Here is a 25,358-nt window from a genome sequence, read left to right on the forward strand (position 1 = left end):
CTTATTCGAGACGCTGTCAGGTATTGTTAAAGTGTCACCCCAAAGATTGGAATGCGAAATAACACCCGGTTTCTCTTCGCGTGCTTCGTGCGCTTCGTGGTGCAAAAAAGGAATTCAGGATGAAATATAAAGACCTGCGCGACTTCATCGCACAACTGGAAAGCATCGGCGAACTCAAGCGCATCACCGCGCCGGTCTCCGCCCGCCTGGAGATGACCGAGATCGCCGACCGCGTGCTGCGTGCGCAAGGGCCGGCGCTGCTGTTCGAAAATGTCGTCGGACACGAAACCCCGGTGCTGGCCAACCTGTTCGGCACGCCGCGCCGCGTGGCGCTGGGCATGGGTGAGGAAAACATGGCCGCGTTGCGCGAGGTCGGCAAGTTGCTCGCGTACCTGAAGGAACCGGAGCCGCCCAAGGGGCTGAAGGATGCCTGGGAGAAATGGCCTATCCTCAAGCAAGTGATGACCATGTCGCCCAAGGTGCTCTCAAGCGCACCGTGTCAGGAGGTGGTGTGGGAAGGTGCGGATGTGGATCTGGGCAAGCTCCCCATCCAGCATTGCTGGCCGGGCGATGTCGCGCCGCTGATCACTTGGGGATTGGTGGTCACGCGCGGCCCGAACAAGACGCGGCAGAATCTGGGCATCTACCGCCAGCAGGTGCTGGGGCCGAACAAGGTCATCATGCGCTGGCTGGCGCATCGCGGCGGCGCGCTGGATTTTCGCGACCATTGCGAAAAGAACCCGGGGCAGCCGTTCCCGGTCGCGGTGGTGATCGGCGCCGATCCGGCGACCATACTCGGTGCGGTGACGCCGGTGCCGGATTCCCTGTCCGAATACCAGTTCGCCGGGTTGTTGCGCGGCAGCAAGACCGAAGTCGTCCAATGCATCGGCAGCGACCTGCAGGTACCCGCCTCCGCCGAGATCGTGCTGGAGGGCGTGATCCATCCGGATGAGACCGCGCTCGAGGGGCCGTATGGCGACCACACCGGCTACTACAACGAGCAGGACAAGTTCCCGGTGTTCACCATTGAGCGCATCACCATGCGGCGCGATCCGATCTACCACTCCACCTACACCGGCAAGCCGCCCGACGAACCGGCGATGCTGGGCGTGGCATTGAACGAAGTGTTCGTGCCGCTGCTGCAGAAGCAGTTCCCCGAGATTTCGGATTTCTACCTGCCGCCGGAAGGATGCAGCTACCGCATGGCAGTGGTGAGCATCAAGAAGCAATACGCCGGCCACGCCAAGCGCGTGATGTTCGGTATCTGGAGTTTCCTGCGCCAGTTCATGTATACCAAGTTCATCGTGGTGGTGGACGACGACATCGACGTGCGCGACTGGAAAGAGGTGATCTGGGCGATCACCACCCGTATGGACCCGGTGCGCGACACCCTGCTGGTGGAGAACACGCCCATCGACTATCTGGACTTCGCCTCGCCGGTGAGCGGTCTCGGCGGCAAGATGGGGCTGGACGCAACCAACAAATGGCCGGGGGAGACGCAGCGCGAATGGGGTACGCCCATCGTGATGGACGAGGCGGTGAAAGCGAAGGTGGATGCGATGTGGAGCGAGCTGGGGCTTTAATGCCGCTGCACCCACTCGATCAGCGCGTCCTGCGCATCCTGCCCGCGCCCGGCGTTGGGATGATTGATGAAAAACACCACGATCCATTCCTTGCCGCTCTTTGAACGCACATAGCCGGCGATGGTCTTCACGCCGCTCAGCGTGCCGGTCTTGAGGTGCGCATGGCTGGTCGCTTCGCTTTCCCTCAGGCGTTTCCTGACCGTACCGTCCACGCCGAGTATCGGCAGCGATGCCTGCAGTTCCGCGCTCAGCGGATGCCGTAACGCAAGCTGCAGAAACTGAGCGAGGTGGGCGGCGCTGATGCGCGCCTTGCGCGACAGTCCCGCGCCGTTCTCCAGCACCAGTTCCGGAAAATCGAGATGCTGTTTCTGCAGCCAGTCGTTCAAGGCCTGCGTGCTGCGCGCGATGGACATCGGTTGCGGTTCGGCGGTTATGGATGCGGGAGATTTTTCATCTTCCTTGCCCCCATCCACCCCCTGTGAGGGAGAGGGAAGAGAAACGCTCGCCCCCAGCGTCAGGAACAACTGGCGCGCCATCACGTTGTTGCTGAATTTGTTGATGTCGCGGATGACCGAACCCAGCGGCTCGGAGTCGTGCGTGGAGAACAGCCGCGCGCGCTCTCCGGCCACGCCTTCGCGCATTCCGCCTTTCAGCGTACCCCCCAGCTCTTTCCACAGCGCGCGGAACACCGCCTCGACATAGCGCGTGTGCGGCATCACGCTGAGGTTGTGCTCGCGCTCGCCGCAATCGCCCGGATAGCCGCCCTGGAACACCACGCTGTCGCCGTCCGGCTGGACCCGGATGCCGTCATCCCAGTCGCTGCACCGCCCTGCCGGTTGCGGCGCCAGCCGGTTGTCCAGAAGGATGCCGTCCAGCGGCGGCTCGGTGATCACGTTCAGTTTGTCGCCGTCGGGCAGATAACGCAGCCGCAGCGTGTTGAAATTGAGCAGCAGCGCATCCGGACCGACGTTGTAGGCGCGCACCGGATCGTTGTCAAATTCCGCCGGATCATGCGGCGGCAGGTCGAAATAACTGCGGTCCAGCACCAGGTCGCCGCGTATCTCGCGCAGTCCGCGCGCGCGCAGTTCGGCGAGCCACAGCCAGAACTGCTCTATCGTGAACTTCGGCTCGCCGTACCCTTTCAGGATCAGGTCGCCGCGCAGCACGCCGTCTTTCAGGTCGCCGTCCAGCCACGCCTCGGTCTTCCATGTATAGGCCGGGCCGAGCAGGTCGAGCGCGGCAAAGGTGGTGAGCAACTTCATCGTCGAAGCGGGATTCATCGCGCGCCGCGCATTGACGCTGACAAGCGGCGCCATTTTGCCCGCTTCGCGAACCTCGACCGCCACCGCATCCGGCGGAATGCCCGCCCGCTTCAGTTCCATGCGGACTTCGCGCGGCAACGAGGCCGCCCACGCACCCGACACCAGCAACGACAATACCAACGCCAGCAACAGTCGCCTCATGCCAGCGCCTCCACGATCTTCAGCGTGCGCTCCACCAGCAACTGCATCTCCGTCTCATCGATGACATAAGGCGGCATGAAGTAGACCGTATCGCCCATCGGACGCAACAACAGCTCGTGCTGCAGTCCAAGCGCGAAGCAGCGCCGCGCAAAATCGGGATGACCGTTCTCCACCTCGAACGCCCAGATCATGCCGGTGTTGCGCCAGTTGCGCACCGCGCGATGCTCGCGCAGCGGTTGGGAGATGCTGTTCAGATATTCCGCCTTGTGACGGTTCGAGACCAGCACCTCGTCCTGCGCGAAGATGTCCAGCGTCGCCAGCGCGGCGCGGCAGGCCAGCGGATTGCCGGTATAGGAATGCGAATGCAGGAAGCCGCGCGCGGTCTCGTCGGCATAGAACGCCTGATAGATGTCGTCGCTCGTCATCACGATGGACAGCGGCAGGTAACCCCCGGTGATGCCCTTGGACAGCAGCAGGAAGTCCGGCGTGATGCCAGATTTCGCGCTCGCTCCGGCGCTAGCGCGCACCCCCCCTCTCCCGCTTGCGGGAGAGGGGCTGGGGGAGAGGGTTGCCTGTTCGCACGCGAACATGGTTCCCGTCCTGCCCATGCCGACCGCGATCTCGTCGGCGATCAGGTGCACACCGTATTGCGAGCACAGTTCGCGCGCCCTCTTCAAATAAACGGGGTGATACATCGCCATACCGGCCGCGCCCTGCACCAGCGGTTCGACGATGAAGGCGGCCAGCTGCGCGTGATGTCGCCGCAGATGCGCCTCCAGCAGGTCGGCACAGCGCAGCGCGAACTGCTCCGCAGTCTCGCCCGGTTCCGCATTGCGCCAGTCCGGGCTGGCCACCGTCGCCTGTTGCGCGATCAGTGCGCCGTAGGCATCACGGAACAGCGCGACATCGGTCACCGACAACGCGCCCAGCGTCTCGCCGTGGTAGCTGTTCTGCAGGCTGATGAATTTAGTCTTGCCGGGCTGGCCGCTGTTGCGCCAATAGTGGGCGCTCATTTTCAACGCGATCTCGGTGGCCGACGCGCCATCCGAACCATAGAAGCAATGACCCAGTCCGGCCGGGGCCAGTTCGCGCAAGCGTTCCGAAAGCTGCACCACCGGTTCGTGGGTGAAACCGGCCAGCATCACGTGTTCCAGCTTGCCGAGTTGGTCGGCGATGGCCGCATTGATACGCGGGTTGCAATGCCCGAACAGGTTCACCCACCAGGAACTGACCGCATCCAGGTAGCGCCTGCCGTCGAAATCGTACAGCCACACACCCGCGCCGCGCGCGACCGGAATCAGCGGAAAACTTTCATAGTGCTTCATCTGCGAACAGGGATGCCACACGGCGGACAGGCTGCGTGCAAGGAGTTCGGGATTGGTGGTGACCGTCATACGTAGAATCATAACGGAGTTTGGGTAATGCCGACCAAGTGTCTGCGGCGTAACATATACGAATCGGAATCGTTTACAGGAGGTTGCCATGCGTATCTTGATCACCGGCGGGACAGGCCTGATCGGACGCCGCCTTTGCCCTGCACTCCTCGCGGAAGGCCATGAGCTGACTGTGCTGAGCCGCCGCCCGGAGACGGTCGCGGCGAAATGCGGCAGCTCCGTCCATGCGCTCGGATCGCTGGACGAATGGCAGCCCGGACAGACATTCGATGCCGTCATCAACCTGGCCGGCGAGCCCATCGTGGATGCCTCCTGGACGGCACAGCGCAAGCAGGTGCTGCGGGACAGCCGCGTCGCCCTCACCGAGACACTGGCGCGCCATATCGCAACCGCCGAACGGAAACCGGCCGTGCTGTTGAGCGGTTCGGCGATCGGCTATTACGGCAATCGCGGCGATGACCGGCTGGATGAAAACGAAATGGCAGGCGACGACTTTCCCGCCCGGCTGTGCGTCGCATGGGAAGCCGCCGCGCGCGCGGCGGAAGATTACGGCGTACGCGTCTGCCTGTTGCGCACCGGCCTGGTCCTGAGCAAGGACGGCGGCCTGCTGACGCGCATCCTGCCGCCGTTCAGGCTCGGCATGGGCGCGCGGCTCGGGGACGGGCGGCAATGGATGAGCTGGGTGCACATCGACGACTACGTCGCGATGCTGCTGCGTCTGCTGCACGATCCGCATGCCGGCGGGCCGTACAACATGACCTCACCGCACCCGGTCACCAACGCCGGGTTCACCGCGACACTGGCTGCGGCGCTGCACCGCCCCGCGCCGTTCGCCGCGCCGGCCTCGCTGGTCAGGATGGGCATGGGCGAACGCGCCTGCCTGATCCTGGAGGGTCAGCGGGTGTTGCCGGCACGGATGCTGGAAGCGCGCCACCCCTTCGCCTTCGCCGATCTGCGCGATGCGCTGAACGACGTGCTGGGCAAATGAAGATGCCTCGACCCGCAATGCAACGCTTCTTTCAACCTGCTGATTTCCCTGCCTGTCCTCCGGCGTTGCTTTCCGTATCCCCCCAATCTGTGGCATCCTTCGCACCTCGCATGTCCGCATAACGATAATTTCCGACTTTCCTGAACACCTTCGAGAGAGCGGCAGGAGGAACAGTAGCAATGAAACGTGTTGACGATTTCCGTCTGCGCCTTGGCAAGCGCGAGCTGGTGCCGATCATGATCGGCGGCATGGGCGTGGACATCTCCACCGCAGAACTGGCTCTGGAAGCCGCACGCCTGGGCGGGGTCGGACACATCTCCGACGCGATGCTGCCGACCGTGACGGACCGCCACTACAAGACCTCCTTCGTCAAGGACAAACAGAAACATTACAAATTCAACGTCGCGAACACCGACAAGGCGGTCGTGCAATTCGACCTCGGGCAGGTTGCCGAGGCCACCCGCCTGCATGTCAGCCGCGCCATGGAAGCCAAGCGCGGCGACGGCATGATCTTCATCAACTGCATGGAAAAACTCACCATGAACTCCCCGCGCGAGACCCTGCGCGTGCGCCTGTGCGGCGCGCTGGATGCCGGGATCGACGGCATCACGCTGGCGGCCGGCCTGCATCTGGGCTCGTTCGCGCTGATGGAAGACCATCCGCGCTTCCGCGATGCGCAACTCGGCATCATCGTCTCCTCCGTGCGCGCGCTGCAATTGTTCCTGCGCAAGAATTCCAAGCTCGGTCGCCTGCCCGATTACATCGTGGTCGAAGGCCCGCTGGCCGGCGGCCACCTGGGTTTCGGCATGGACTGGGCGCAATACGACCTGCGCACCATCACGGTCGAGATCCAGCAATACCTGAAGGACGAGCATCTCGACATCCCGGTCATCCCGGCCGGCGGCATCTTCACCGGCAGCGATGCGGTCAGTTATCTGGAAACCGGCTCTGCCGCCATTCAGGTGGCGACCCGTTTCACCGTCGCACAGGAGTGTGGCATCCCGGAAGATGTCCAGCAGGAATATTTCAAGGCCAGCGAGGACGACATCGAAGTCAACATGCTGTCGCCGACCGGCTACCCGATGCGCATGATCAAGAGTTGCCCGGCGATCGGCGCCGGCATCCGCCCGAATTGCGAGGCGTACGGTTATCTGCTCGATGCCAACGGCCACTGCGCCTACATCGACGCGTATTACCGCGAAGTGGAAGCGCACCCCGGCGAGAAGAAGATCTCGGTCAAGGACAAGACCTGCCTGTGCACCCACATGCGCAATTACAATTGCTGGACCTGCGGCCATTACACCTACCGCCTCAAGGACACGACGCACCGCAATGCCGACGGCACCTATCAGATACTGAGCGCCGAGCACATTTTCAAGGACTACCAGTTCAGCACCGACAACAAGGTCGCCCTTCCCCCGCAAAAATAAATCCCCCCTGCTCTTGAAATCGGGCAGGGTCGCCCCTATTATTAGCAGTCGCAGGCGGAGAGTGCCAAAACCGGCCGATGGGCTGGTCAGACACACAAAACCTCCGTATCCCGCTTTCATTCAACTTACTGATTCAGGAGATATCAAGTATGAAAATTCGTCCTTTGAGCGATCGCGTCATCGTCAAGCGCATGGAAGAAGAGCGCAAGACCGCATCCGGCATCGTGATTCCCGATGCCGCCACCGAAAAACCTGACCAGGGCGAAATCATCGCCGTGGGCAACGGCAAGATCGGCGACGACGGCAAGTTGCGCCCGATGAGCGTCAAGGTCGGCGACAAGGTGTTGTTCGGCAAATACGCCGGCCAGAACTTCAAGATGGACGGCCAGGAATACATGACCATGCGCGAAGACGACATCATCGGCGTAGTCGAAGCCTAATAACACGAGATACTCAGGAGAACAGACATGGCAGCAAAAGACGTAAAATTCCACGATGCAGCACGCAACAAGATGGTAATTGGCGTAAATATCCTGGCAGATGCGGTCAAGGTGACATTGGGCCCGAAAGGCCGCAACGTAGTGCTGGATCGCTCTTATGGATCGCCAACCATCACTAAAGACGGCGTATCTGTCGCTAAAGAGATCGAACTGAAGGACAAATTCGAGAACATGGGCGCGCAGATGGTCAAGGAAGTCGCTTCCAAGACCTCCGACGTGGCCGGTGACGGCACCACCACCGCAACCGTGCTGGCACAATCCATCGTGATGGAAGGCATGAAGTTCGTGGCCGCCGGCATGAACCCGATGGACCTGAAGCGCGGCATCGACAAGGCAGTGATCGCTGCGGTCGAAGAACTGAAGAACATCTCCAAGCCCTGCACCACCAGCAAGGAGATCGCCCAGGTCGGTTCCATCTCCGCCAACTCCGACACCACCGTCGGCGAGAAGATCGCCGAAGCGATGGACAAGGTCGGCAAGGAAGGCGTCATCACCATCGAGGACGGCTCCGGTCTGCAGGACGAACTGGACGTGGTCGAGGGCATGCAGTTCGACCGCGGTTACCTGTCCCCGTACTTCATCAACAACCAGGATCGCCAACTGGCGCTGATGGAGAATCCCTACATCCTGCTGCACGACAAGAAGATCTCCAACATCCGCGACCTGCTGCCGGTACTGGAACAAGTCGCCAAAGCAGGCCGTCCGCTGCTGATCGTTGCCGAAGACGTGGAAGGCGAAGCACTGGCCACGCTGGTGGTCAACAACATCCGCGGCATCCTGAAGACCGTTGCGGTCAAGGCGCCCGGCTTCGGTGACCGTCGCAAGGCCATGCTGGAAGACATCGCCATCCTGACCGGTGGCACTGTGATCGCCGAAGAAGTCGGCCTGACACTGGAAAAAGTCACTCTGGCAGAACTGGGCCAGGCCAAGCGCATCGAAGTGGCGAAAGACAACACCACCATCATCGACGGCGCCGGACAGGAAGACGCGATCAAGGGCCGTATCGCCCAGATCAACAAGCAGATCGACGAATCCTCCAGCGACTACGACAAGGAGAAACTGCAGGAGCGCAAGGCCAAGCTGGCCGGCGGTGTTGCGGTGATCAAGGTCGGCGCCGCGACGGAAGTCGAAATGAAGGAAAAGAAGGCACGCGTGGAAGACGCATTGCACGCGACCCGTGCAGCCGTTGAAGAAGGCATCGTTCCCGGCGGCGGCGTGGCATTGCTGCGTGCCAAGGCTGCGGTTGCCAAGCTGAAGGGCGACAACACCGACCAGGACGCCGGCATCACCATCGTGCTGCGCGCGATGGAATCGCCGCTGCGCTCCATCGTTGACAACGCCGGCGACGAACCGTCCGTGGTGGTCAACAAGGTGCTCGAAGGCAAGGGCAGCTACGGCTACAACGCCGCGAGCGGCGAGTATGGCGACATGCTGGCAATGGGCGTGGTCGATCCGACCAAGGTGACCCGCACCGCGTTGCAGAACGCGGCCTCCATCGCCGGCCTGATGCTGACGACCGACTGCATGGTCGCCGAGATGCCGGAAGACAAGCCGGCGATGCCGGGCGGCGGTATGGGCGGCATGGGTGGCATGGACGGTATGATGTAAATCATCGACCGTTTTTGCAGCAAATCGACAAACCCCGCTTCGGCGGGGTTTGTCATTTGGCGCGGTATCGGTATAATGCGCCGCTTCGCGAATCATGCTGCATCGGCATCATGGTTGGCGGAGCGCAAATGGCTCGGTAGCTCAGTTGGTAGAGCAGCGGATTGAAAATCCGCGTGTCGGTGGTTCGATTCCGCCCCGAGCCACCAGTATTTAGCGCCCAACTGTTCTCAGTTGGGCGTTTCCATTTCTACTTCCCGCAAACCACGCGCGGTTCGCGCCCATTCTGCGTGTGCCATGGGTATGCACGGTCTGGGCCGCAGAGCAGTCGGTTCGACTCTCTTTTGCCCTCTGTTCTCTCAAAATCTCCACCAACTCTTTCGCCGTGGCACACGCACATTGACCTTTGTTGCAATAGCTTATGTGCGTGCCAGCTTACAAGGTTTTCCGGCTGACTTGGATAGGCGGTGCATGTCACGAATACCCTTCACCGCTTGGCCGCACACGGCATTGCATACAGCCCTTCGCGTTCCTGCGTATCCACGAGAGTTTGGTAGGCGTGACGAGGCCCCTCGTATCGCGCCGCCTTGAAGACGTCACTCGGCTTCGTGCTGTTGAGTTTGGCGCGCAGCATTACCTGCTCCCCTCGACGCCATTCACCCTTGAATTCCCATAGCGCCTTGAATACGGCAGCCTGGCCCGGCGTGCAGTGGATGGCTCCATCCGACCAGCTATCCAACGTGACCCACCGGAAATCTGCCGAGAACGGACCAAAGACAGGTGTCGTCGGGTCAGCCACCACTGACATGCCGGCTGTCTCGGCCACCGGGGTGTAGGTGATCCCGCCCCCATAGAAAGCAAATCTTTCCTCCAGCGACAACCACTGCACGCCATGCCCAAGTGGCTCTCCCCGCGCTTCCCTGTGCCGAGGTGCAATGACGCGGATGTTTCCATCCTTCACCCGAACCCGGTCCAGGATCGTCGGCTCGCGCCAGATCTTCATCAGGCTGCGCGCCAGCACTACCGGAGCGCTTCGTGCGTCACCCAGATGCCAAACGTCGGCCCCGAGATCGATGATCCCATCCCGGCTATTGATATCCATGGCCAGCCGCAACTTCGCCCGAAACCACTCTTGATCGAGTTCCAGTGCGGCCAGGTCATCAGCTTGTACCGAGACTTGGCCACACTCCGGACAATGGCAAATGCGACCACCTTTCCCGTCGCCCCATATCTGACATCGATGCAGCTGGCAGTAGGGGCATAGCGTATGGGTCTGATTCAGGACTGCCGGTTTCACTGCCTTGCCTAGGGTGCTGGATGCGGCAATCTCGCTGGGTGATAACGTGCTGTGTGACAAGGGTGTGCCGCCGGAAAACAGACGGCACACCAGCGCCCATGCATCGTGGCTCGCCACTGATTATTCCTCGTACACCGGCTGCTGATTCGCGGTCTCGACGTCCGGCGGTGCCTCGTGGGCTGAGAGCGTCTGGCCCGGCTGCAGGATGCCCAACGTGACCAGATAGCCTTCCAGCTGTCCCTGCATCTCGGCATCGAACTTGTGGAGGTTCAGCCGTCCCTTGCGGGTGACCTCGATGGTCACGACCTTGGGGCGCATCTTTCCAGGCTCGGGCGGATAGTAGAGATTGATGTGCGCGGCCGTCACCAACCAGCCCCGGCTCAGCGGGTTCTCGTTGGGAAACTCGTCCTGCAGCAGATCCGTCACGCAACGCTGTTCGCTGGAGGCCATTGCCGTGCAATCCAACTTCAGTGCCGAGCTAGGACTGAGGACGGTGATCGACTTCACCTGCAGAACATCAAATCCGTCTGCCTGGGCGGCCGGTACGTTGAAGCCGAGGCGCAACACGGACAAGTCCAGCGTCGGCGGTTTGATCCGCTGGGCATCGACCTTTACGCCCAGCAGATGCTCGGCGAACGCATCGAGCAGCATCTGATGGTATTTCACGCCGCCCCGCACCAGGGTCCGAGTCACACCCGTGGCCATCGAATACTCCAGCACCGAGTGGATGTTCGGATTGCCGACTCGCCGCTTGAGGTCGTCACCCTCGAACTCCAATTGCAGCATCGCCAGATCCTTGACGTGGACGCTCAGCAAGAAAACCCCAGGGCTGCGTTCCACGACATACGCTTTGCTCCGGTCGCCGCATTGCATCTCGCGCTGATAGAACGCCGACACGGCCTGGCGCAACCCGGTCATGGCCGGCTCTGAGGTGTTGGGTCGGCGGCATACGCCGAGATCGTGCTGCTGGGCCTGCCCGCCGTGACGCTCGAAATGATCGACGTCGCCAGCGCGATCGAACAAGTCTGGGTGTTTCGCGTAGAGCCAGAACGAACGGTGCATGTCGCTTTGGCATGCCACCAATCCCGATAGTGCAGCCGCATTGCCCGTCGATACCTGGAACATCGCCTGTTTGCCGGCGGCGTCGCCCAACTCAACACTGGCACGGAGTTTCGCCGCCACCCGATCGCGCACGGTAACATCAGGGCAAGTGAGCAAGGCTTCCACCAGCGCCTGCGAGGTTTCTGGCGCATCGGTCCAGGTAAACCCAGCGGGCATGGTCAGCCCATTGTCCGTCAAAAAGTCGCGCAGCCCGGCGTCCACCGGCAGTTCGAGCAGCACTTCGACCCAAGTCTTTTTCATCTTCGTAGTCCTTTCCGAAATGGCGTCGGAGGTTTGCGAACGAGGAATTCGAAGCGCTGGCCGGCGACTATGATTACTAAACTTATATCGCGCAATAGTAAAGTAGCGTGATACAGCGCAATTCTGTTCCTCCCGATTACGCTTGTCAACAAGCAAGGAACATCTGGCGCTTTTATGTATCACAGAGCTATACTTTCAGTCCTATCAGGATTTATTGACGAGACAGGAGCATCGCTATGGGTTCGGCGTTCGGAATACGCCTGCGAAGCCTGCGCGAGGCCAAAGGACTGACCTTGCAGCAGGTGGCCGACGCGGTCGGCTGTACTAAGGCCTATATCTGGGAACTGGAGAAAAAACCGGGGCAGCGGCCGTCCGCCGAACGGATCCAGGCCATTGCGAAGATATTGGGCGTAACGATGGGTGATCTCATGGGAGAGCCCGTTGATGAAGCACCTGATGCCACGCCCGATGACGTCGTTTTCTTCCGCGAGTATGTCGGCATGCCGGAGGAGGAGAAGCGGCGTTACCGGCAGGCGCTGGAAGTGATGTTCGGCTCGCGCAAGGACGGAGACAAGAAGTGACTGCGGAGGTACTCACGCCGCCCAAGGCCGCGTACAACATCATCAAATGGATGCGCGCCTACCTTGGCGGTGAGATGCCTCTGGTTACCGATCTCGACTTGATCAGGCAGATGCTTCCCTCAACGCCCTATGGCAAGGGCGTCAAGGAGATAAAGCCGCCGGCGCCTGCGCCGTGGTCTGGCTGCGAGGGTGCGCTGGTTCGTAATCCAGACGATGCTGCCGAGTGGGGCATTTTCTACAACGGTTCTGCCAGGCAGGAGCGACGGCGCTTTACCATCGCCCACGAGCTTGGGCATTTCGTGCTGCATCGCGCTCAACCGCCCGAAGGCGGCTTCAACTGCGACAAATCCAGCGTCTACTCCGGCTCGGACACCATGGCGGTGATCGAACGCGAGGCCAACGTCTTTGCCAGCAATCTCCTGATGCCGGGAGACGTGTTCGGCAAATGCATCAATGGCTCGCATGTCGACCTGCATCTGCTGAGTGGTCTGGCGAAGCAATTCGACGTGTCGTTCGAAGCCTTGTGCATCCGCTTTATCCAGCACACGAGTCAGCGCGCAATCCTGGTTTGTTGGGACAACGGTTATCTGGACTACGAGTCGCGCAGCAGGGCGGCGGTCATGACGCGTGCGAGAGTTCGGAGAACAGACGACCCGCAGGAGCCGTTACCGAATACCGTGGCTGCCGATACCTCGGTGGCACAGGAATGGGAAGGCATCACTTTGTCGGCTGCCGTCTGGTGTGCTGAGGAGGCGCCGTACATGAAGCTGACGGAGTTCAAGCATACCTACAGCGAGCGCGATCGGGTGCTCAGCTTGTTGCTGCTGGAATCGGCTGAGCCACGACCGTGGGATAAATCATGGCAGGATGGCGATAGCTTCGACAGTTACGACCAGTTCGTCTCGAACGGCCAGTTGCCGGTTCGGTAAAACGTGACTGATCGATGACATGACGACGCTACCCACAGACGGCACACTGCCGACGCTGCAGCATGAAGTTCAGCGATTGTTGGGCCGCTGTCTGCTTCGGCTGCAACAATACGAGCGCCTGATCAAGGCCATCGTCGCGCACCACGAGATCGCAGGGCCCGCCCATGCCCTGGAGTCAATCCGCGCGGCGCGCATCGCCGACACCGCCAGCAAAACGCTTGGCACACTGGTTGGCCAACTTATCGGATCGTATGTCGTCACCGATGAAGGCGACACTCCTGCCGAAGTCTCGGCAGATGCGCCCGAGGACGTCATTTCATTTGGGATGCGAATGCATCTGAGTCTTTCCGCCGAAGATTATGTGCGGACAGAGAACGATCTGAAGGAACTGGTTTTGCTGCGAAACAACCTGGTGCACCACTTCATCGATCAGCACGACCTTTGGAGTCTTGACGGGTGCCGTGGAGCGCACGACGCGTTGATAGTTGCCTACAGCCGCATCGACCAGCACTTCGAGCAACTTCGTGGCTGGGCGGAGCACATGGATCAGGCACGGCAGTTGGCGGCGGAGTTCGTCCAGTCAGACGTATTTCACGATCTTGTGGTTAATGGCATCGCCCCGGATGGCTCAGTAGATTGGCCTGCTTCCGGCATTGTGCGAGCGCTTCGGGAAGCAGCGAGTGAATTAGCTGTTGAGGGATGGACCCCAGTCGCCATGGCTGGAAGGTGGATCGTCGAGCGCCACCCCGAACAACTTCCCCCAAAGTATGGATGCAGCAGTTGGCGGCAGGTGGTGCACGAGTCTCGTCTTTTTGATCTTCGGTATCGCGAAGTAGATGGTCAGCGTGCTGCCTGGTATCGATCCAAGAAGGCCTAGCCAAGGGCTTGTTCGCGGTTCCCTGGTGCATTGTTCCGCGCACTCCCGCTAAAACGCGTTACCCGGAGTGGCACTCGTACATAGCATGAGCAGCGTTACCTTATGGAACGCTTGCCATCATGCACGACATCGAACTCATCTCCATCGACAGGGGCAAACCAATCCCCCGACACGCGCACGAAGAAATCGCCGACTTGCTCTCTGCAGCATTGCTGCGACTGCGCGCCAGAAATTCATCGTCAGACGATCCAGATAAATCTGGTCATAGAGAGCCGGTTTGTCTTGGCTTCTCCCACCCACAGCGCGTGAATGCGAACCCCAATCAGCAAGAAGGAGTTCGCCCATGACGACACACGCACCGCTGCCCGATACAGCAACAGTCTCGGCCCGCATCGCACAACTTTCCCTGTTGCCCATGGACAGCATTTGGGCATTGTGGGACGAGCATTTCGATCAGCGACCGAATCACCATCACCGTACCTGGCTGGAGAGCCGACTGGCTTACAAGCTCCAGGAGCGGATCTTCGGCGGTCTCAAGGTATCGGTACGGCGCAAGCTGGAGAGCATCGGCGAGACCGGAGTGCTGCCCAAGAATCTTCAGCGCGAAGCCGATCGCCTCCTGCCGGGCACCATCCTGACGCGCATCTATGATGATGTCGAACACCATGTTCTGGTGCGCGGCGTGCGCGACTTCGAATACCGGGGGCAGCGTTTCACGAGCCTGACGGCGGTGGCCAAGGTGATCACCGGATGCCCATGGTCAGGTCCGCTGTTTTTCGGACTCAAGACGCGCAGTAAGCAGGAGGCACCATGAGAGCGAACCGCACCATGGCGACGCCTTCGCAGCCTATCGTCCCCAAAAAACGCTGCGCCATCTATACGCGCAAATCCACCGACGAAGGACTGGACCAGGAGTACAACAGCCTGGAAGCGCAGCGGGATGCCGGCTTGGCATTTGTCGCCAGCCAGCGTCACGAAGGATGGGTTGCTGTTGGTGATGGCTATGACGACGGTGGCTACTCCGGCGGCAACTTGGATCGTCCCGGCCTCAAACGCCTCATGGCCGATATCGAGGCCGGCGAGGTCGATATTGTCGTGGTGTACAAAATCGATCGCTTAACCCGAGCCTTGTCAGACTTTGCCAAACTGGTCGACGTGTTCGACCGCAACGGGGTGTCGTTCGTCTCTGTCACCCAGCAGTTCAATACCACCACCTCCATGGGGCGGCTCACACTCAACATCCTGCTGTCCTTCGCGCAGTTCGAGCGCGAGGTCACCGGCGAGCGCATCCGCGACAAGATCGCCGCGAGCAAGGCCAGAGGCATGTGGATGGGCGGTATGCCACCACTCGGCTACGACGTCGTCGAGCGAAAGCTGATCGTCAATGCCGCCGAAGCCGAGCTGGTGCGCGGCATCTTCTGCCGATATGCCGAGCATGGTTCTGCGGCGCAGCTTGTCCGTGAGCTTGCCATCGAAGGCCAGACCACGAAGTCCTGGGTCACGCAGGGTGGCCTGCATCGCCCTGGTCGCCCGATCGATCAGCAATACTTGTTCGCCATGCTGCGCAACCGCATCTACCTTGGCGAGATGGTGCACAAGGGCGAGAGTTATCCGGGGCAGCACCAAGCGATCGTTTCTTCAGAGCTCTGGAATGCCGTCCACGCTTTCATCGAACGGCGGAAGCAGGGCCCGCGCGAGCATCGCACCGAACACCCAGCATTGCTGGCTGGTCTGCTGTTTGCACCCGATGGGCAGCGCATGATTCACCATTTCACCAAGAAGAAAAACGGACGGCTCTACCGCTATTACGTGCCCTACCTGCACAAGCGGCGCAATGCCGGGGCCACATTGCAGCCCGGTACGGAAGATATCGGGGCCCTCCCAGCTGCCGAGATCGAGACTGCAGTCCTCGAACAAATTCACCTGGCGCTCCGCTCGCCGGAGATGCTCGTCGCCACCTGGCGTGCTTGCCAGAGGCATCCTGCCGGCGCAGATCTTGACGAAGCGCATGTGCTGATCGCGATGCAGCGAATCGGCGCAGTGTGGGAGCAACTTTTCCCGATTGAGCAGCAACGTATCACGCAGCTTTTGATCGAGCGCATCCAAGTGCACGGGCAAGGGTTGGACATCCTTTGGCGCGAGGATGGGTGGATCGGCCTGGGGGCGGACATTGCACGGCATCCTCTGGTCGAGGAAATGAAGGAATCCCCGGAGGAGTCTTACGCATGAGAACTACGGCCAAACCAACCATGAGAGCTGACAATCCCCGACTGCGCAGCGTCCGTATCGACATCGGCGGCGATGCCCGCAACTACACCACTGGCCAACAGCGGGTGACGGTGGTGCCGCTCACCATCCGCCGCAAGCAGAATCGCAAGGTCATGATTCCGCCGACCGGTGATGACTCGGTGCTGGGTGCCGGTGGCCACGATCTGCCGATGATCAGGATGTTGGGCAAAGCCTTCTACTGGCAGCGATTGCTCGATGAGGGGCGCTATCCCACCGCGAATGACTTGGCCCGATCGTTGAAGCTCGAGCCTGGTTGGGTGGCGGAAGTTTTGCGCTTGACCACGCTGGCACCGGACATCATCGAGTCCGTCCTTGACGGCCGCCAGCCACGTGACCTGAATCTTCACACCTTGCGTGGTCGCCGTGACCAACTGCCACGTGATTGGGGCGAGCAACGCAAAGCGCTGGGGTTCGCGAACTGAACCACTGATGCCGAGACACCTGCCTCGACGGCGAGCCCTGCGCTCGCCGTTTTTGCTTCTGTGCCCCGGGCAATGGCGAACCAGAAGTTTCCTCGTGGTTCGCCATTCCGTCCCTCTTATGTTCGCCACCGAAATTTTCCAATGACATCTCTTCCTCAACAACGTCATTGGAGGTTTATATGCCGACACCGGCAAGCAACATCCCTCGGTCGTCCCACCCGGCGATCAACAGCCTGGCACCTGGCGACCGCCGGGTCCTGAACGAAAACGAGCTTGCACAGCGTTGGGGTCTCAGCCCCAAAACTTTGCAGCGCTGGCGCAGCGAAGGTCGCGGACCTCGCTACCTCAAGTTGTCGAAAAGAGTCAGCTATCCCCTCGAAGCCGTCATCGACTTCGAATATAGCGCGCTGCACGACTCGACCTCCGAGCGCGTGGCGAAGTCAGGAGGGCAAGCATGATGACTTCCAACACTTCCCCTGTCGACATCGAGCAGGCCATGCCGTTGGCCGAAATGAGCGTTGCTCAGATCGCCGCGCTGCCGCCAGCACAGATGCAAGAGGCACACACCAATCTGCTGACCCTGCAGTCCTTGGTCAAGGGTGTGCTCGATCGCTTCCATGCTGCGCTCGACCAGCGCTACGCCGAGCAGGCCGTGGCAGTGAGACAGGCATCCGGCAAGGACTTCGGCGTTTGCCATCTCTCTGATGGGCCGCTGCGCATCACGGTCGACGTGCCCAAAAAGGTCGTCTGGGATCAGTCGCAACTGGCCGAGATCGCACAGCGTATCGCCGCTGCCGGCGACAAGGTCGGCGACTACATCGACACCGACTACTCGATTTCCGAGACCCGCTTCAACGCTTGGCCTTCGACCCTCAAGGAGACGTTCGCCAAGGCCCGCACCGTCAAACCCGGCAAAACCAGCTACCGAATTGCCTTAGTCCAGGAGGATCACGAATGAAAACCCCAACCCTGCATCAATCCCTGCAAGCCAAGCTCGGCGCCTATACCGGCGAACACCTGACCGCCACGATTCGCTATCAGGATCGCTACGGCAATTTGGTGGAGAAGCCCCTGCTCGACGCCACTCTCGATGAAGTGGCCTTCGCCATCCAGACCCTCAATGCCGAGAGCGCGAGCATCCACCGCCGCCGCAGTGCGCTCGACAGCCTCTACACAATGGCCCGTGAGAATGGCTGTCTCGGCTCTGACACGGTGGGCGCAGTCGCGGTGGAGGTGACGAAATGAACCAGATCGTCGCTTTCGACTTCGAGTCGCATGATGTGCGTGTTGTCATTGGCCAGGACGGCGAGCCGAGGTTCGTCGCTGCCGACCTGCTGTCCACTCTGAACCTCGATCGCAAGGCGCTTGAGCGCCTGGACGACGACGAGAAGGATGTGAGTTCAATTCACACCCCTGGCGGGCAGCAGGAAATGACCGTGGTCAACGAGTCCGGTCTCTTCAACCTGGTGCTCGGCAGCCGTAAGCCCGAAGCCAAGCGCTTCAAGCGCTGGGTGACCCATGAGGTGCTGCCCTCAATCCGCAAGACTGGTTCCTATGCCGTGCCTGGCTCCGTGGCTGCATTGCCGGCGCCCACCCAGGACCGCGTCACCGCCATCCTGATGATCGGCGAGGCGGTGGCCAAGGTGCCCGGTGTCAAGCAAGGCATCGCCATGGCGGCAACGCTCACCTGCATCCAGGAGAACACAGGTCTGTCGGTGGAGACCATGCGCCGTGCATTGCCTGCCTGCAACGATCCACTGGCGGCAGTGAACCCGACAAAGCTCGGTGAGCAAATCGGTCTTTCTGCCAGGGCGGTCAACCTCAGGCTGTCGGCTCTGGGTTTCCAGAGTCGCAACGACCGAGATGAGTGGGAACTGACCGATGCCGGCCAGGCATGGGGCGAAGCGTTGCCGTACTCCCGCAACGGGCACTCCGGCTACCAGATCCTCTGGCGGCCTGAAGTCGCCGATCTGCTCAAGGAGGCCGCGTAATGTCTCTACCCATCATTTCAGCCGACGAACGGATGCGCGAGCGGCATAGCGCCAAGGTCGGCCTGGTTGGTTTTCCCGGCGTCGGCAAGACCACCCAACTCAAGACCCTGCCGGCCGATTCCACACTGTTCGTTGATCTCGAGGCTGGTGATCTCTCGGTGCGCGACTGGCCGGGTGACACCGTGCGGCCGCGCACTTGGCAAGAGTTCCGCGATCTTGTGGTGTTCCTCGCCGGCCCCATGCCGACCGCCACCGCTGAACAGGCGTTTTCGCAGGCTCACTTCGAGCATGTCTGCACCCGGTATGGCGACCCGGCACAACTGGCCAAATACGACACCTATTTCGTCGACAGCCTGACCGTGCTCTCGCGCTTGTGCTTCGCCTGGTGCAAGACCCAGCCGCAGGCCTTCAGCGAGAAGAACGGCAAACCGGATAGTCGTGGCGCTTACGGCCTGCTGGGCCAGGAAATGATCACGGCGCTCACGCACCTGCAACACGTCCGGGACAAACACGTCATCTACGTCGCCATCCTCGAGGAGAAGACCGATGACTTCAACCGGCGCTACTACCAGCTGCAACTGGAAGGCAGCAAGACCGCACTGGAGTTACCGGGTGTCCTTGATGAGGTCGTGACCCTGGCCATTCTCAAGGCCGACGACGGCACGACCTACCGGGGGTTTGTCACCCGAGCCGACAACACCTTCGGCTACCCGAGCAAGGACCGTAGTGGCCGCCTCGACGCTATCGAGGAGCCGGATCTCGGCAAGCTCATCCAGAAATGCCTCGGCACCCAGAGCAACTGAGGCCGCAGGCCAATCCATCGCATTTACCCAATTCAAGGAGAAACACATGAACCAGAACACATGGCAGGACTTCAACGATGCAGAACAGCAACAGGGTTTCGATCTCATCCCCAAGGGCGCGCTCGTCAAGGTGCGCATGACGATCAAGCCGGGCGGTCACGACGATCCTGCCCAGGGTTGGACCGGGGGTTATGCCACCGAGAGCTTCGACACCGGCAGCGTCTACCTCGCCTGCGAATTCGTCGTGCTGGAAGGCCCGTTTGCCAAACGCAAGATGTGGTCGAACATCGGCCTGCAATCCCGGAAAGGGCCAGCCTGGGGTCAGATGGGCCGCAGCATGATTCGCGGCATCCTCAATTCCGCTCGCAATGTCTCGCCTCAGGACAACTCACCCCAAGCCGCCACTGCCCGGCGCATCAACGGCTTCGCCGACTTGGATGGCATCGAGTTTCTGGCCCGCGTGGATGTCGAGAAGGACGCCAAGGGCGAGAACCGCAACGTGGTCAAGCTAGCCGTCGAACCCGATCACAAGGACTACGCGGCGCTGATGGGAATGGCGCCCAAGGTGCCGACCGGCGGCAGTTCCGCAGCGTCAGCGCAGGCGACTCCGTCCCATGCGACTCCTCAGCGTCCGGCTGCCACGGGCAAGCCAGCCTGGGCACAGTAGGAGCGTGGGCATGAACGGAAAACGTTGTGGCAATTGCCACCATCTCGATCCAACCAGTGCCAGCGACATTGGCGGCTTGCGTATCGCTCGCTGCCGCCATCCGAAAGGTGTGCGTATCGGCACGACCACTATTCGGAACGACTATGTCGAGTTGGATGCCTTCTGCGCTGAGCATGTCGTCCGTGCCCGGCGTGGAATGCAGCCGGGAGGCGGTCATGTATGAGCGGAAAGTGTTGGGTCTGCAAACGACAGGCCAGGGGCTTCGGCTATTCCGACAACCAGCATCGCGTCGGCAACCCTCGTCGCTACCCCGTCGACTGGGTGTTCTGCTCCCGGCGCTGCCAGGACGCGTTTCACGCACTGTATGGCAACTGGCTGCGCGTCAAGGATGGCGGCAAGGACATCAGGGAGGTCGTCATGATCGATCCGTCTGATGTCGAGTTGGCGGCCATGCGCAGTTGTCTCAAAGCGTTCGGCGAGGCAGCAGGCGCGATCGGATTCACCAAGCCGCTCGGCGACTACTCCGAAGCGGAGGCGCTGCGCGTGATCGATGCCATCGTGACCTGCTACACCGATGCGATGGTCGTGCACCACGAGGCGACAAAATTCCCACCAGTGCGGGGCATGCCGCCTACACCCGATCCGCTGGCGAGTCCGTTCGCCGATCTGGAGGATGACCTGCCCTGGGAAGACGGGAAGGGAGGCAAGTCATGATGGACTTCAACTCCTCTTCCAGCATTTCTGGACAGATCGCCGCCTTGGTCGATGCCGGGATGCAGCGCGTGCGATCCGCTGAGACGCAGCGTGAGTACCTGGGTGCTTCACGTCTCGGAGCGTCATGCGAACGAGCCCTGCAGTACGAGTTTGCCAAGGCGCCGGTCGATCATGGCCGTGACCATGATGGGCGCTTGTTACGCATTTTCGAGCGTGGCCATGTAATGGAAGACTGCATGCTCGAGTGGTTGCGGGCAGCCGGGTTCGATCTGCGCACCCGTAAACCCAGTGGCGATCAGTTCGGTTTCTCGGCGGTCGGCGGACGCCTGCAGGGGCACATCGATGGCGTCATCGTCGATGGCCCCGAGGGCTTTGCTTACCCAGCTCTCTGGGAATGCAAGTGCCTCGGCTCGAAGTCCTGGCGTGACCTGGAAAAAAACCGGCTGGCCGTGGCCAAGCCAGTCTACGCCGCGCAGGTAGCGATCTACCAGGCCTATCTGGAGTTGCATGAACAGCCGGCAATCTTCACGGCGATCAATGCCGACACCATGGAGATTTACACCGAGCTGGTGCCGTTCGATGCGGCACTGGCCCAGCGTATGTCCGACCGCGCGCTGAAGGTGATTTCGGCCACGGATGCCGGCGAGTTGCTACCACGCAGCTTTCTCGAATCCACCCACTTTGAGTGCCGGATGTGCGCATGGCAGGACCGGTGCTGGAGGAATACACCATGAACCCTTCATCCATCACCGATGTGCTGGGTGAGTGCTTAGTTGATGCAAGCGAGGCGGCTCATTGCTTGAATCTGCCGAGGTACTTGCTCACTCATCCCAAGGAGCGTCAGCGGCTTGGCATACCGCATTACCGGGTCGGCAAACTCGTGCGCTTCAAATTGCAGGAGCTGGAAGCCTGGATGCTGGCACAGGGGGGCGCGTCGAATGCTTGATTTCAACGATGCCCCTGCTGAGTTGCCACAGGACAGTGGGGTAACCCGTGAGTCGTTACGGACCGATCTCGTCGCTCGATTGGAATCGGTCCTGGCCACACTGTTCCCTGCGGGTAAGAAGCGCAAAGGGAAATTTCTCATCGGCGATGTGCTTGGCAGCCCCGGCGATAGCCTCGAGGTTGTCCTCGATGGTGAGAAGACCGGGCTGTGGACCGATCGTGCAACCGGTGACGGCGGTGACATCTTCGATCTCATCGCGGCCCACTTGGGTGCCAATGTGCAGACAGATTTTCCGCGTGTACTTCAGCACGCGGCAGATCTGCTTGGGCAAGCACCACCGACGCCCACCCGCAAGGCGAAGAAGGAACCACCCGTCGATGACCTTGGCCCGGCCACCGCAAAGTGGGATTACCACGATGCAGCCGGCAACCTGATCGCGGTGGTCTACCGCTACGACCCGCCCGGACGAAAGAAGGAGTTTCGTCCGTGGGATGCCAAACGCCGAAAGATGACACCGCCCGATCCGCGTCCGCTTTACAACCAGCCGGGCCTGGCCTCGGCCAGTCAGGTCGTGCTGGTCGAAGGCGAGAAATGCGCCCAGGCGCTCATCGACGCGGGGGTCACTGCCACGACGGCGATGCACGGTGCGAATGCCCCGGTCGAGAAAACCGACTGGTCGCCGTTGGCCGGCAAGTCGGTGCTGATCTGGCCTGACCGCGACAAGCCGGGCTGGGACTATGCGACGCAGGCAGCGCAGGCCATCTTGTCGGCGGGCGCGAAAACCTGCCACATCCTGTACCCGCCCGAGGAAGCGGCTGAAGGATGGGATGCGGCCGACGCCATCGCCGAGGGCTTTGACGTTGCGGCATTTCTCGCGCATGGCCCGCGCCTGCAGATGCACGACATCACCGTGGATGCCGATCCTGTGGCCAGCAGCGACGAGTCGGTCTGGGGTACGGAGGATGCGCTGGCGCTGGCCTTCACCCGGCGCTATCACCGCGACTGGCGCTACGTGGCGACCTGGGGCCGTTGGCTGGTGTGGGACGGCAATCGCTGGCGCACCGAGGACACGCTGGCTGCCACCGATCTGATCCGCAGCGTTTGCCGGCATGCCGCCGTGCGTGCCGAGAATCCCAAAGTGGCGGCCAAGCTCGCCAGCGCAAGTACGGTCGGTGGCGTCGAGCGGCTGTCACGCGCGGACCGCAGACATGCTGCCACCACCGAGGAATGGGATGCCGACCCGTGGTTGCTCAACACCCCGGGCGGTGTGGTCGATCTCAAGACCGGCAGACAGCGTCCACACGACCGTGCTGACCGGATGACGAAAATCACCACGGCCACGCCCGGGGGTGACTGCCCGATCTGGCGTCAATTTCTCGACGAGGTCACGGGTGGTGACAAAGAGTTGCAGAGCTACTTGCAGCGAATGGTCGGTTACGCCCTCACCGGCTCGACGCGAGAGCATGCGCTGTTCTTTCTGTACGGCACGGGCGCGAACGGCAAGTCGGTGTTCGTGAACACGCTGGCCACCATCCTTGGGGACTACGCGACCAACGCGCCGATGGACACCTTCATGGAGACGCGCACCGACCGGCATCCGACCGATATGGCCGGGTTGCGCGGCGCACGCTTCGTGGCAGCCATCGAAACCGAGCAGGGGCGACGCTGGGCCGAATCGAAGGTCAAGAACCTGACCGGGGGCGACAAGATCTCCGCGCGTTTTATGCGCCAGGACTTCTTCGAGTTTTTCCCGCAGTTCAAGTTGTTCGTGGCGGGCAACCACAAGCCGGCCATTCGCAACATTGACGAGGCGATGAAGCGGCGACTGCATCTGATTCCGTTCACGATCACCGTGCCGCCCGAGCGTCGCGACAAGCATCTGCAGCAGAAATTGCTGGCCGAGCGTGACGGCATATTGGCCTGGGCGGTGCAGGGCTGCCTCGACTGGCAACGTCTGGGGCGGCTCGATCCTCCCCAGCGGGTGGTAGAGGCAACCGAGGAGTACTTCGAAGCCGAGGATGCACTGGGCCGCTGGCTGGATGAGTGCTGCGTGCGCGAGCCCAACGCCAAGTCGCTGACCGCCGAACTGTTCACCGACTGGAAGCAATGGTCGGAAGCGGCGGGCGAGTTCAGCGGGTCGCAGCGGCGTTTTTCCGATCTGCTCATCACACGCGGAGTTGAGAAATGGCGCAACAGCATGGGTGTGCGGGGATTTCAGGGGATTGGTCTCAAGAACCCACCCACGCCCGCTTACACCCCTTACGCAGATAACTGACGCTCATGAAAAACCATCCGTCTGACGCAGCCGACGCTCTTTCACGTAACTCACCACACGTGTGCGCGTGCGCGCCTCATGGAATGTTTCGACAAACCGTGTCGGCTGCGTCAGACCAAGTGCAAGAAAGGACTGAACACATGAATACGACGATCCTGGCCCTCGATCTGGGCACGAATACCGGGTGGGCACTGCACCACATGGACGGCAGCATCCTCAGCGGCACGCAATGCTTCAAGCCACAGCGCTTCGAGGGTGGCGGGATGCGTTTCCTCAGATTCAAGCGCTGGCTCAACGAACTGCTGTCGGCCAGCCACTCCATCAACGCGGTGTACTTCGAAGAGGTACGGCGTCACGCAGGCGTCGATGCCGCGCACGCCTACGGTGGCTTCATGGGCCACCTCACCGCCTGGTGTGAGCATCACAACATCCCGTACCAAGGCGTGCCAGTCGGCACGATCAAGAAGCACGCGACCGGCAAAGGCAATGCCGGCAAGGACGAGATGATCGCAGCTGCACTGTCACGTGGTCACGATCCCAAGGACGACAACGAAGCCGATGCCCTGGCATTGCTGCACTGGGCCATCGAGACGCAGGAGGTGTGACGTGAAGATCCCAGCACAGCAATACCGCTGCCCGCTCGGTCGCCTGCAACCGCAGACCACCGACCTGGAAACCATCAAGCAGACCGGCTGGCGTGACCAGCACATCCTCGTGGTGTCCGAGCAGGACGACCGTCTGGACTTCGTCGAGCGGGAGTTCGTGCGACGGATCGGTGAACGCCTGTACGGAGGGAAACGCCATGGTTGAATGGACAATGGAGGATGTGGCAGCCCGCTTTTCCGAGGCGGCAGAGACCGGACGGCGACTGCCTCGCGTCAGGGTGCAGGGCTACTTCAATGTCTGGCCTGCCTTCGCTCGGGAGGTATGGGAGTCCTGCCCCGATGACGAGCACGTCTACCGACCCTTGCCGCCCACCCCGCAGGCCATCGATCGAATGATGGAGACGATGCAGTGGGTGCAATGGCTCGAGGTGGAGCAGCGACACCTTGTCTGGATGCGGGCCAAGCAATACGAGTGGAAAGTCATCTGTCGTCGCTTTGGTTGTGAGCGGACGACGGCGTGGAGACGGTGGCAACGGGCACTGCAGATCGTTGCTGAACGACTCAACGAGCAGGCTCATCGCGCGGTAGTGTTTTGACGTGGTTTGGCGTCAATAGGCGTGTAAGCGCTGCAATCAAC

30 protein-coding genes and 1 tRNA gene are annotated in these 25,358 nt (G+C 61.3%); 27 read left to right on the top strand and 4 right to left on the bottom strand.

Going from position 1 to position 25,358, the window contains the following annotated elements; translation table 11 throughout:
* Positions 1-119 precede the first annotated feature (119 nt).
* Positions 120-1,583, top strand: a complete 1,464-nt coding sequence (gene ubiD, locus IPM27_05805; protein MBK9161062.1) for a 4-hydroxy-3-polyprenylbenzoate decarboxylase — start codon at positions 120-122, stop codon at positions 1,581-1,583.
* Here ubiD and dacB read toward each other — a convergent pair.
* A complete protein-coding gene (gene dacB / locus IPM27_05810; protein MBK9161063.1) occupies positions 1,580-3,046 on the bottom strand; it encodes a D-alanyl-D-alanine carboxypeptidase/D-alanyl-D-alanine-endopeptidase in 1,467 nt (488 codons plus the stop codon). The two genes, ubiD and dacB, sit on opposite strands and share 4 nt — an antisense overlap.
* Positions 3,043-4,440, bottom strand: a complete 1,398-nt coding sequence (locus IPM27_05815; GenBank protein ID MBK9161064.1) for an adenosylmethionine--8-amino-7-oxononanoate transaminase — start codon at positions 4,438-4,440, stop codon at positions 3,043-3,045. Before IPM27_05815 ends, dacB begins: the two co-directional genes overlap by 4 nt.
* An 88-nt stretch (positions 4,441-4,528) precedes the next feature.
* Between IPM27_05815 and IPM27_05820 the strand changes: the two genes are divergently transcribed.
* From IPM27_05820 to IPM27_05840, 5 genes are all read left to right on the top strand, one after another.
* Positions 4,529-5,428, top strand: a complete 900-nt coding sequence (locus tag IPM27_05820; protein MBK9161065.1) for a TIGR01777 family protein — start codon at positions 4,529-4,531, stop codon at positions 5,426-5,428.
* Between the two features lie 179 nt (positions 5,429-5,607).
* Complete coding sequence (locus IPM27_05825) at positions 5,608-6,858, top strand: nitronate monooxygenase (GenBank protein ID MBK9161066.1); 1,251 nt, start codon at positions 5,608-5,610, stop codon at positions 6,856-6,858.
* Positions 6,859-7,007: 149 nt separating this feature from the next.
* Positions 7,008-7,298: a co-chaperone GroES gene (gene groES, locus IPM27_05830; GenBank protein ID MBK9161067.1), complete on the top strand. Its 291-nt coding sequence runs from the start codon at positions 7,008-7,010 to the stop codon at positions 7,296-7,298.
* 27 nt (positions 7,299-7,325) lie between these two features.
* Positions 7,326-8,966 carry a chaperonin GroEL gene (gene groL, locus IPM27_05835; GenBank protein MBK9161068.1) on the top strand — a complete coding sequence of 547 codons (1,641 nt, stop codon included), beginning with the start codon at positions 7,326-7,328 and terminating at the stop codon, positions 8,964-8,966.
* A 130-nt stretch (positions 8,967-9,096) separates the two neighbouring features.
* Positions 9,097-9,172 (top strand) — tRNA-Phe (locus IPM27_05840).
* Positions 9,173-9,450: 278 nt separating this feature from the next.
* Here the strand turns inward: IPM27_05840 and IPM27_05845 are convergent.
* Positions 9,451-10,377 (bottom strand): hypothetical protein, encoded by a 927-nt coding sequence (locus tag IPM27_05845; GenBank protein ID MBK9161069.1) that lies wholly within the window; start codon positions 10,375-10,377, stop codon positions 9,451-9,453.
* Between the two features lie 3 nt (positions 10,378-10,380).
* Positions 10,381-11,622 carry a hypothetical protein gene (locus IPM27_05850; protein ID MBK9161070.1) on the bottom strand — a complete coding sequence of 414 codons (1,242 nt, stop codon included), beginning with the start codon at positions 11,620-11,622 and terminating at the stop codon, positions 10,381-10,383.
* Between the two features lie 236 nt (positions 11,623-11,858).
* Between IPM27_05850 and IPM27_05855 the strand changes: the two genes are divergently transcribed.
* The 21 genes from IPM27_05855 (at position 11,859) to IPM27_05955 (ending at position 25,317) form a co-directional block, all read left to right on the top strand.
* Positions 11,859-12,203 carry a helix-turn-helix transcriptional regulator gene (locus IPM27_05855; GenBank protein MBK9161071.1) on the top strand — a complete coding sequence of 115 codons (345 nt, stop codon included), beginning with the start codon at positions 11,859-11,861 and terminating at the stop codon, positions 12,201-12,203.
* A 74-nt stretch (positions 12,204-12,277) separates the two neighbouring features.
* Entirely contained in the window at positions 12,278-13,132 is an 855-nt protein-coding gene (locus IPM27_05860; GenBank protein MBK9161072.1) for an ImmA/IrrE family metallo-endopeptidase, read from the top strand.
* A gap of 121 nt (positions 13,133-13,253) precedes the next feature.
* The gene (locus IPM27_05865; GenBank protein MBK9161073.1) at positions 13,254-14,009 is read left to right on the top strand and encodes an OST-HTH/LOTUS domain-containing protein; all 756 of its coding nucleotides are present in this window, start codon (positions 13,254-13,256) and stop codon (positions 14,007-14,009) included.
* A 119-nt stretch (positions 14,010-14,128) separates the two neighbouring features.
* A complete protein-coding gene (locus tag IPM27_05870; GenBank protein ID MBK9161074.1) occupies positions 14,129-14,356 on the top strand; it encodes a hypothetical protein in 228 nt (75 codons plus the stop codon).
* Positions 14,353-14,823 carry a DUF2924 domain-containing protein gene (locus tag IPM27_05875; protein ID MBK9161075.1) on the top strand — a complete coding sequence of 157 codons (471 nt, stop codon included), beginning with the start codon at positions 14,353-14,355 and terminating at the stop codon, positions 14,821-14,823. The genes IPM27_05870 and IPM27_05875 overlap by 4 nt, the downstream gene beginning before the upstream one ends.
* The gene (locus IPM27_05880) at positions 14,820-16,238 is read left to right on the top strand and encodes a recombinase family protein (GenBank protein MBK9161076.1); all 1,419 of its coding nucleotides are present in this window, start codon (positions 14,820-14,822) and stop codon (positions 16,236-16,238) included. The genes IPM27_05875 and IPM27_05880 overlap by 4 nt, the downstream gene beginning before the upstream one ends.
* A 20-nt stretch (positions 16,239-16,258) precedes the next feature.
* Complete coding sequence (locus IPM27_05885; GenBank protein MBK9161077.1) at positions 16,259-16,720, top strand: hypothetical protein; 462 nt, start codon at positions 16,259-16,261, stop codon at positions 16,718-16,720.
* Positions 16,721-16,899: 179 nt separating this feature from the next.
* The gene (locus IPM27_05890) at positions 16,900-17,178 is read left to right on the top strand and encodes a helix-turn-helix domain-containing protein (protein MBK9161078.1); all 279 of its coding nucleotides are present in this window, start codon (positions 16,900-16,902) and stop codon (positions 17,176-17,178) included.
* A 38-nt stretch (positions 17,179-17,216) separates the two neighbouring features.
* The gene (locus IPM27_05895; protein MBK9161079.1) at positions 17,217-17,678 is read left to right on the top strand and encodes a hypothetical protein; all 462 of its coding nucleotides are present in this window, start codon (positions 17,217-17,219) and stop codon (positions 17,676-17,678) included.
* Positions 17,675-17,965 carry a hypothetical protein gene (locus IPM27_05900; protein ID MBK9161080.1) on the top strand — a complete coding sequence of 97 codons (291 nt, stop codon included), beginning with the start codon at positions 17,675-17,677 and terminating at the stop codon, positions 17,963-17,965. Before IPM27_05895 ends, IPM27_05900 begins: the two co-directional genes overlap by 4 nt.
* Complete coding sequence (locus tag IPM27_05905) at positions 17,962-18,711, top strand: hypothetical protein (GenBank protein ID MBK9161081.1); 750 nt, start codon at positions 17,962-17,964, stop codon at positions 18,709-18,711. The genes IPM27_05900 and IPM27_05905 overlap by 4 nt, the downstream gene beginning before the upstream one ends.
* The gene (locus IPM27_05910) at positions 18,711-19,514 is read left to right on the top strand and encodes an ATP-binding protein (GenBank protein MBK9161082.1); all 804 of its coding nucleotides are present in this window, start codon (positions 18,711-18,713) and stop codon (positions 19,512-19,514) included. The genes IPM27_05905 and IPM27_05910 overlap by 1 nt, the downstream gene beginning before the upstream one ends.
* A gap of 46 nt (positions 19,515-19,560) precedes the next feature.
* Positions 19,561-20,181 (top strand): hypothetical protein, encoded by a 621-nt coding sequence (locus tag IPM27_05915; GenBank protein MBK9161083.1) that lies wholly within the window; start codon positions 19,561-19,563, stop codon positions 20,179-20,181.
* A 10-nt stretch (positions 20,182-20,191) separates the two neighbouring features.
* Positions 20,192-20,404, top strand: a complete 213-nt coding sequence (locus IPM27_05920) for a hypothetical protein (GenBank protein MBK9161084.1) — start codon at positions 20,192-20,194, stop codon at positions 20,402-20,404.
* On the top strand, positions 20,401-20,895 hold the full coding sequence (locus IPM27_05925; protein ID MBK9161085.1) for a hypothetical protein: 495 nt from the start codon (positions 20,401-20,403) through the stop codon (positions 20,893-20,895). The genes IPM27_05920 and IPM27_05925 overlap by 4 nt, the downstream gene beginning before the upstream one ends.
* Positions 20,892-21,629 carry a hypothetical protein gene (locus tag IPM27_05930; GenBank protein MBK9161086.1) on the top strand — a complete coding sequence of 246 codons (738 nt, stop codon included), beginning with the start codon at positions 20,892-20,894 and terminating at the stop codon, positions 21,627-21,629. The genes IPM27_05925 and IPM27_05930 overlap by 4 nt, the downstream gene beginning before the upstream one ends.
* Positions 21,626-21,841 carry a DNA-binding protein gene (locus tag IPM27_05935; protein ID MBK9161087.1) on the top strand — a complete coding sequence of 72 codons (216 nt, stop codon included), beginning with the start codon at positions 21,626-21,628 and terminating at the stop codon, positions 21,839-21,841. Before IPM27_05930 ends, IPM27_05935 begins: the two co-directional genes overlap by 4 nt.
* Positions 21,834-24,116, top strand: a complete 2,283-nt coding sequence (locus IPM27_05940) for a hypothetical protein (GenBank protein ID MBK9161088.1) — start codon at positions 21,834-21,836, stop codon at positions 24,114-24,116. The genes IPM27_05935 and IPM27_05940 overlap by 8 nt, the downstream gene beginning before the upstream one ends.
* A 140-nt stretch (positions 24,117-24,256) precedes the next feature.
* The gene (locus IPM27_05945; GenBank protein ID MBK9161089.1) at positions 24,257-24,721 is read left to right on the top strand and encodes a hypothetical protein; all 465 of its coding nucleotides are present in this window, start codon (positions 24,257-24,259) and stop codon (positions 24,719-24,721) included.
* A 1-nt stretch (position 24,722) separates the two neighbouring features.
* On the top strand, positions 24,723-24,926 hold the full coding sequence (locus tag IPM27_05950) for a hypothetical protein (protein MBK9161090.1): 204 nt from the start codon (positions 24,723-24,725) through the stop codon (positions 24,924-24,926).
* On the top strand, positions 24,919-25,317 hold the full coding sequence (locus tag IPM27_05955; protein ID MBK9161091.1) for a helix-turn-helix domain-containing protein: 399 nt from the start codon (positions 24,919-24,921) through the stop codon (positions 25,315-25,317). Before IPM27_05950 ends, IPM27_05955 begins: the two co-directional genes overlap by 8 nt.
* Positions 25,318-25,358 lie beyond the last annotated feature (41 nt).

The organism is Nitrosomonadales bacterium, from assembly GCA_016716325.1.
Classification (GTDB): Bacteria; Pseudomonadota; Gammaproteobacteria; order Burkholderiales; family Gallionellaceae; genus Gallionella.

Excerpts from the sequence above, each read along its gene's own strand:
- IPM27_05910 (MBK9161082.1), top strand. The coding sequence starts at position 18,711 with ATGTCTCTACCCATCATTTCAGCCGACGAACGGATGCGCGAGCGGCAT.
- IPM27_05955 (MBK9161091.1), top strand. The coding sequence starts at position 24,919 with ATGGTTGAATGGACAATGGAGGATGTGGCAGCCCGCTTTTCCGAGGCG.
- IPM27_05880 (MBK9161076.1), top strand. The coding sequence starts at position 14,820 with ATGAGAGCGAACCGCACCATGGCGACGCCTTCGCAGCCTATCGTCCCC.
- IPM27_05875 (MBK9161075.1), top strand. The coding sequence starts at position 14,353 with ATGACGACACACGCACCGCTGCCCGATACAGCAACAGTCTCGGCCCGC.
- IPM27_05900 (MBK9161080.1), top strand. The coding sequence starts at position 17,675 with ATGAAAACCCCAACCCTGCATCAATCCCTGCAAGCCAAGCTCGGCGCC.
- ubiD (MBK9161062.1), top strand. The coding sequence starts at position 120 with ATGAAATATAAAGACCTGCGCGACTTCATCGCACAACTGGAAAGCATC.
- IPM27_05905 (MBK9161081.1), top strand. The coding sequence starts at position 17,962 with ATGAACCAGATCGTCGCTTTCGACTTCGAGTCGCATGATGTGCGTGTT.
- IPM27_05855 (MBK9161071.1), top strand. The coding sequence starts at position 11,859 with ATGGGTTCGGCGTTCGGAATACGCCTGCGAAGCCTGCGCGAGGCCAAA.
- IPM27_05870 (MBK9161074.1), top strand. The coding sequence starts at position 14,129 with ATGCACGACATCGAACTCATCTCCATCGACAGGGGCAAACCAATCCCC.
- IPM27_05925 (MBK9161085.1), top strand. The coding sequence starts at position 20,401 with ATGAGCGGAAAGTGTTGGGTCTGCAAACGACAGGCCAGGGGCTTCGGC.
- IPM27_05915 (MBK9161083.1), top strand. The coding sequence starts at position 19,561 with ATGAACCAGAACACATGGCAGGACTTCAACGATGCAGAACAGCAACAG.
- IPM27_05860 (MBK9161072.1), top strand. The coding sequence starts at position 12,278 with ATGCCTCTGGTTACCGATCTCGACTTGATCAGGCAGATGCTTCCCTCA.
- IPM27_05945 (MBK9161089.1), top strand. The coding sequence starts at position 24,257 with ATGAATACGACGATCCTGGCCCTCGATCTGGGCACGAATACCGGGTGG.
- groL (MBK9161068.1), top strand. The coding sequence starts at position 7,326 with ATGGCAGCAAAAGACGTAAAATTCCACGATGCAGCACGCAACAAGATG.
- IPM27_05820 (MBK9161065.1), top strand. The coding sequence starts at position 4,529 with ATGCGTATCTTGATCACCGGCGGGACAGGCCTGATCGGACGCCGCCTT.
- IPM27_05850 (MBK9161070.1), bottom strand. The coding sequence starts at position 11,622 with ATGAAAAAGACTTGGGTCGAAGTGCTGCTCGAACTGCCGGTGGACGCC.
- IPM27_05920 (MBK9161084.1), top strand. The coding sequence starts at position 20,192 with ATGAACGGAAAACGTTGTGGCAATTGCCACCATCTCGATCCAACCAGT.
- IPM27_05825 (MBK9161066.1), top strand. The coding sequence starts at position 5,608 with ATGAAACGTGTTGACGATTTCCGTCTGCGCCTTGGCAAGCGCGAGCTG.
- groES (MBK9161067.1), top strand. The coding sequence starts at position 7,008 with ATGAAAATTCGTCCTTTGAGCGATCGCGTCATCGTCAAGCGCATGGAA.
- IPM27_05815 (MBK9161064.1), bottom strand. The coding sequence starts at position 4,440 with ATGACGGTCACCACCAATCCCGAACTCCTTGCACGCAGCCTGTCCGCC.
- IPM27_05935 (MBK9161087.1), top strand. The coding sequence starts at position 21,626 with ATGAACCCTTCATCCATCACCGATGTGCTGGGTGAGTGCTTAGTTGAT.
- IPM27_05885 (MBK9161077.1), top strand. The coding sequence starts at position 16,259 with ATGAGAGCTGACAATCCCCGACTGCGCAGCGTCCGTATCGACATCGGC.
- IPM27_05890 (MBK9161078.1), top strand. The coding sequence starts at position 16,900 with ATGCCGACACCGGCAAGCAACATCCCTCGGTCGTCCCACCCGGCGATC.
- IPM27_05940 (MBK9161088.1), top strand. The coding sequence starts at position 21,834 with ATGCTTGATTTCAACGATGCCCCTGCTGAGTTGCCACAGGACAGTGGG.
- IPM27_05930 (MBK9161086.1), top strand. The coding sequence starts at position 20,892 with ATGATGGACTTCAACTCCTCTTCCAGCATTTCTGGACAGATCGCCGCC.
- dacB (MBK9161063.1), bottom strand. The coding sequence starts at position 3,046 with ATGAGGCGACTGTTGCTGGCGTTGGTATTGTCGTTGCTGGTGTCGGGT.
- IPM27_05895 (MBK9161079.1), top strand. The coding sequence starts at position 17,217 with ATGCCGTTGGCCGAAATGAGCGTTGCTCAGATCGCCGCGCTGCCGCCA.